The 5,294-nt window shown below is 58.1% G+C and carries 3 protein-coding genes and 2 pseudogenes; all 5 read right to left on the reverse strand.

The window, feature by feature from the left end; translation table 11 throughout:
- Positions 1 to 401: 401 nt before the first annotated feature.
- On the reverse strand, positions 402 to 629 hold the full coding sequence (locus tag IC66_RS46895; RefSeq protein WP_370091571.1) for an IS3 family transposase: 228 nt from the start codon (positions 627 to 629) through the stop codon (positions 402 to 404).
- Positions 630 to 637: 8 nt separating this feature from the next.
- A complete protein-coding gene (locus IC66_RS0140815; protein WP_011084772.1) occupies positions 638 to 937 on the reverse strand; it encodes a transposase in 300 nt (99 codons plus the stop codon).
- Between the two features lie 205 nt (positions 938 to 1,142).
- The gene (locus IC66_RS0140820) at positions 1,143 to 3,461 is read right to left on the reverse strand and encodes a S9 family peptidase (RefSeq protein ID WP_014497844.1); all 2,319 of its coding nucleotides are present in this window, start codon (positions 3,459 to 3,461) and stop codon (positions 1,143 to 1,145) included.
- Between the two features lie 776 nt (positions 3,462 to 4,237).
- Positions 4,238 to 4,818 (reverse strand): annotated as a pseudogene (locus IC66_RS43020) (IS6 family transposase); the annotation flags it as partial.
- Position 4,819: 1 nt separating this feature from the next.
- Positions 4,820 to 5,258 (reverse strand): annotated as a pseudogene (locus IC66_RS49340) (DDE-type integrase/transposase/recombinase); the annotation flags it as partial.
- Between the last annotated feature and the right edge of the window lie 36 nt (positions 5,259 to 5,294).

The following is a 5,294-nucleotide window of genomic DNA, read 5'->3' on the forward strand; positions in this document are numbered from 1 at the left end:
AGTTCAGCCCAATTCGGCTTATTAACGATCGACTCACCACGCTCATTGGAGAACGTAGAGGTTTCTCAACCTCCGAGCTAAGCTCGGATCCTCCGCGCGAGCTACGGAGGGTTCAGTTCGAGAAGCTGATTGACGCGCTCGAAAACAACAGCCCGGCGAAATCGACACTCACCTTTGCAATTTACCGGCCGAGCCAAGAGCCGCTTCGAAGGCATTGCGTTGGTCAAGTGTCCAGAGATCTCAGAATGGGGCGCTAGCTTCCGAGAAGCTGACGAGCCTCGGCCCAATGCTTGGTTCGATGTTGAGAACGCCGTCGAGTTTTAACCGGCAGGGGTGCTAGCGGCAGCAACAGCTGAACGGTGAATGTCCCGTATGATCTTCCCCCAAAAAATTAGACGGGTTTAGGCGACGTTTAGCTCCATCTCGATCGGGGCGATATATCCCACGGCGGAATGGAGCCTTGTTCGGTTATAGAAGCCCTCGATGAAGGCGAAGATATCACGCTGGGCGTCGGCGCGGGTCTTGTAGTTGCGATGATGAACGAGTTCGGTCTTCAAGGTATGGAAGAAGCTATTGCGCCTCCAATAAGCTGACGGCCGCTGCCCTCCCGGCCGCAGAGAATAGCACAAGGCTGTTTCTAACCCGCGCAGCGTGCAACGGCTCTGGACAGTTTTTTAAAATGTCGCGCTCGTTCGGTCTCCTGGCGCAGCCGGGCGATCTCCGAAGCCTGGTCCGCCGACATCGGCGTCACCTGCGTGGTGGGGCGCCACCTCGCCGATGCCGGCTCCTGCCGGAGCTTGTCGACCCAGCGCCGCAGCACCGAGTCGCGCAGACCGAGCTCCTTGGCCACCGACGTGACCGTGCGACGGCTGGACACCACCAACTCGACGGCCTGGCGCTTGTACTCCTCGGTAAATGACCGACGTTGACGTTCCATTCGACACCTCCGGGCTCAATGAGCCTACTACAGGTGTCCACTCATTCGGAGGAGGTTCAGCGCCTGTCCCAAAACTCCCAAAGAGTCATAGATGACTGTGCTTTTGCTTACTAATGCTGAGAGACAAGCGAAATCGGAGGGCGCTCGTTCGAGTCGCCACGGCGTTGGACCTAAATGATGATAGCTCTTCGCGCAATCATGGCCCTTAATTGGGTTTCAGCAGCTCAATCGGTAGGGCGTTCCAGTTAGGTGGTATCTGCCCAAGAATATTGCGAACGAAGAAGTCCAGAAGCTTGAGCTCGCTATAATTGCCGGGCGCTCCGTGATCTGCACTGGGTACCACAAGCATGTCGAAGTATTTTCCTGCCTTGATGAGCCGATCAGCCATCTGGAAGGTAGAGGACGGATCGACATTGCGGTCCATTTCGCCGACAACGAGCATCAACTTACCCTGTAGTCTGTGGGCGTTGTCGATGGCGGAGGACAGCGAATATTCGATACCAACCGGCCAACCCATCCACTGTTCATTCCACCATATCTTGTCCATCCGGTTGTCGTAACAGCCGCTGTTAGCCACCGCCACCTTGTAAAAATCAGAATGGAAGAGCAGCGCGCTCACCGCGTTCTGCCCGCCGGCGGACCCGCCAAAAATGCCGACGTTCGAAATATCGTACCATGAATACTTCGCGCTCGCCGCCTTATGCCATAGAATCCGATCGGGAAAGCCGGCGTCCTTTAAATTCTTCCAGGCAATGTCGTGGAACGCGCGCGAGCGATTGTTCGTACCCATTCCATCGATCTGAACGACGATAAACCCCATTTGGGTGAGCGGCTCAACCAAGGCCGAGAACGACTTCGGAACGAAAGAACCCGTAGGGCCGGCATAGATGTTTTCCACCACCGGGTATCTCTTGTTTCGATCGAAGTTGAGGGGCTTGTGAATAACCCCCCATATATCGGTCTCGCCGTCCCGGCCCTTGGCATGGAAGCTGAGGGGCGGCTGCCAGCCGGAGGCGATGAGTTCCGAGATATCGGCGCTCTCAACCTGCATCAGCTCGGCATTATCACTGGCGCGATACAGCGCCAAGCGCGGCGGGACATCGATGCGTGACCACAGGTCGACATAGTAGCGGCCGTTAGGCGAAAACTCAATGTGATGGTTGGCCGGTTCAGGAGTGAGCGCGGTCAGTCCGTTCCCATCGAAGTCGACACGGTAAGCATGGACAAAATAGGGATCTTCCCCTTTGTCCCTCCCGCTCGCACCAAACCAAATCTGGCGCTTGACCGGATCGACGTAGTAGACCGCGCGAACCACCCAATCTCCTCTAGTGATCTGGTTTTTGAGCTCGCCGGTTCGGCCATCGAAGAGGTACAGATGCTCGTATCCATCGCGCTCGGACGCCCAGATGATCTCCTTTCCGTCCTCAACGTCGTAGCGGAAGAACTTTCCAGTGTTCTGCTGGTCCATCACCAGAGGCTGGTAATCGATGAAGGTAATGCTGCGCTCATCAATCAGAGAGCGCACCTTACCCGCAGCAGCTTCCACCTCGACAAGTCGATAGAGTTGGTGCCCGCGCTGATTATACTCGAAGGTGAACCCGCGACCATCCTTCCACCACTTGATCGGCGAAAGGTGGTAGGGATTTGGAAAGGAAGCATTGTCGATTTCAATCTTGCTCTGCATGATGATGTCAAACAGCACCGGCTGGAGCAGCGGCAAGGCATCACCCGGCTTCGGATACGTCATCGTCGAATATCTAGGTTGAAGCTCGTCCGTCGGGGACGATTCGATGTAGTGGATCTGACGTTTGTGGCCTGGACGGATGCGGTAAGCCGCGAGGTGACGCGAATCTGGAGACCATCTTAGCGTCGAGAAAGCATAGTAGTTGCCTTCCGATCCGTCCCAGGTCAAAGGGATGTCCTGCAAGCCGTCCTCGCTGCGCAGGAAGATATTGTATTTTGTAGTATAGGCCAACCATTTGCCGTCAGGGGATATGCTTGTGTTCTCCGGATCGTTCTCCGCGGGCGGAGTGGGGTCATAGCCCATCTGTTGATGGACGTCCGGGTGCATGGCATTGGCTGTGCAGCCATAGCTTACGAGGTCGCATGTCCACCGGGTGTTGTCGATGTTGAAGGTGATCATGCGAGCATCGTCGGCCAGCTCGAAACGGTCGAACGGCAGATTGTCGGCCTTATAGTTCTCGAGGCTTGCCCTGGCCAGCGCCGCCGCGAGGCGGGTATGATCAAAAGCCGGCTGCTTTCCGCCAGTGGCAGCATCGACCTGCATGAACTGGTGCTTGCCTTGAGTCGTCCGTCGGTAGACGAACGCTTCGCCCTCTGCGAGCCAGAACGGAACGTCGGGCATATTGACAGTGAGCTGGTTATATTGAGCGCCGATCGTTAGCGCTCGCTCGTAATCGGACGGCACCAGCAGCGGCTTTGCAATGTTGTCGGCCGGAGCCTGCGCGGCTGCCAATCCCTGCTGACCCAGCAGCGCAAGCATGAAAGCGCCGAGCTTGTACATGATCGTTCACTCGTCCTCGTTGTGTGGGGATAACGGAGGCTGGGGTTGACCTCACGAAATTGGCGCAGCTGCGTTCAGTGTCTCCTCCAAAGCCCAGCACTGACCCTTGCGCACAAAGCGTCCTAAACGTTGCACGCAAGTCTTGGGCCAGAATCAGGCTCCGATCTCCCAGACACCTGAGTGGGCGACTGGGCGGCACGGTCTAAAGCTGTGATCACCGCTCTGGCCCCCGGCCAGGGATGCAGGGGTATGGACGACGTCGCCATAGATAGATGGGCCTAGGGGTCACTGAAGATGTCCGGCATAGCCGCCACCGCCGTGCACGCCAATATAATTCCCGGTCCAGCTCCACAGTGTCGGATGAAACCTTCACCGCTGGATCGAGATCCGCCGAATTCGCGCCACCGCAAGCGGCAAGCGTAACTGCTGCCGCGCCCCGTATAAGAACTCCAGGTCGCATATCACCTCACGAACAACACATGTGCGCGCCATCCGCAACGACGTTCGATGTCGTGGCGTCGCTTCTACGCCCCTGGTGGTGAGCAGACTCCATGCCAGCGAAGCGATGCGCATTCCCGACGGCTTCCGATAGCTATGTCGCTTACGCGACAAGGCTAGCGATTGTTGAGGCAAGCCGTATGTCTGACCTCGAACACACCAGAACGTCCTGCCGTAGCGGCCGATCAGCTTTGCGGGCTGCATCTCGGTCTTCGTCGGCCATGATGCAAGAAGGCCAAGGAAGAACGTGTGGGCGACGCATGGATGGCATCGTCAACTTAATCGACCGCCGAGACGAAGGAGGCGATTTTCAAAGGTCCGAGATTCGGCGATAGCGCTTGTCGCGGAGATTTCGCGCCAAGTCGCAAAGGCTCGTTCGCGCGAAGCACGACGGAGGTCGGCGGCGACAGCTCCGAGATAGGGGATGCGGAAACGTTCGCGACCTGATCGTGAACTGACTAAAACCGTTGAGCCTGATGGGGCGCTTTGAAACGCTTCATGATCCGCTCGCGTCGCCGCGTCTGCCGATGAGAATTCTCGGCGCGATTGTTGAGAGTTTTGTGCGGGCGATGTCCGACGTGAAAGCCCATGCTCGCCCTCGCAGCGCCGTACGAACGGAGCTTGTCCGTGATCATCACGCGCAGCGGCGTGCCGGCGGATTCAAGCGCTTCTTCATGAGCCGCAGCGCAGCGCGCGAGTCTCTTCGGGGCTGGATCAAGACGTCGAGAACGAAGCCATTCTGGTCGACAGCGCGCCAGAGCCAATGTTGTTCGCCCGCGATCGAAATAACGACCTCGTCCAGATGCCATTTGTAACCGCGAGCGGAAGCGCGCTGGCGGATGCGATCGGAGAACGCCTTTGCCATGGTCGGTGTTGTAAATCTCCGGCGTGCCGTACGTCGCCGCGCCTCGTCCAGAGCCGCCACGCAGAACGAGACGTCCATCGTATTCGACAGCCGCCACGCCAGAACCGCACGGCTCGCTCAGTCGATGATGGCGACGAGATAGAGAAAGCCGCGGCCGATGGGCAGATACGTGATGTCGGCCGCCCACACCTGGTTCGGCCGGTCGATCGTTCATGTTGCGCAGCAGATCGGGACAGAGATCTTGTGGCCCGGCGCCGGCTTTGTCGTGTTCGGCTTCGGTCCCAGCGCGGCGATGCCCATCTTGCGCATCAACTGTTGCACGCGCTTGCGATTGACCGCAAGCCCCTCAGCCTCAGCATCGCGGTCATTCGCCGCGAGCCCAGGAATGGCCAGGCGGTGATCAGCTCGTCGATCCGCTGCATCAGGGCAAGGTCGTTGAATTGGCCGGCTGTAGCGGCCGGGAGACGCTA

The organism is Bradyrhizobium genomosp. III (assembly GCF_000261705.1).
GTDB lineage: Bacteria > Pseudomonadota > Alphaproteobacteria > Rhizobiales > Xanthobacteraceae > Bradyrhizobium > Bradyrhizobium ottawaense.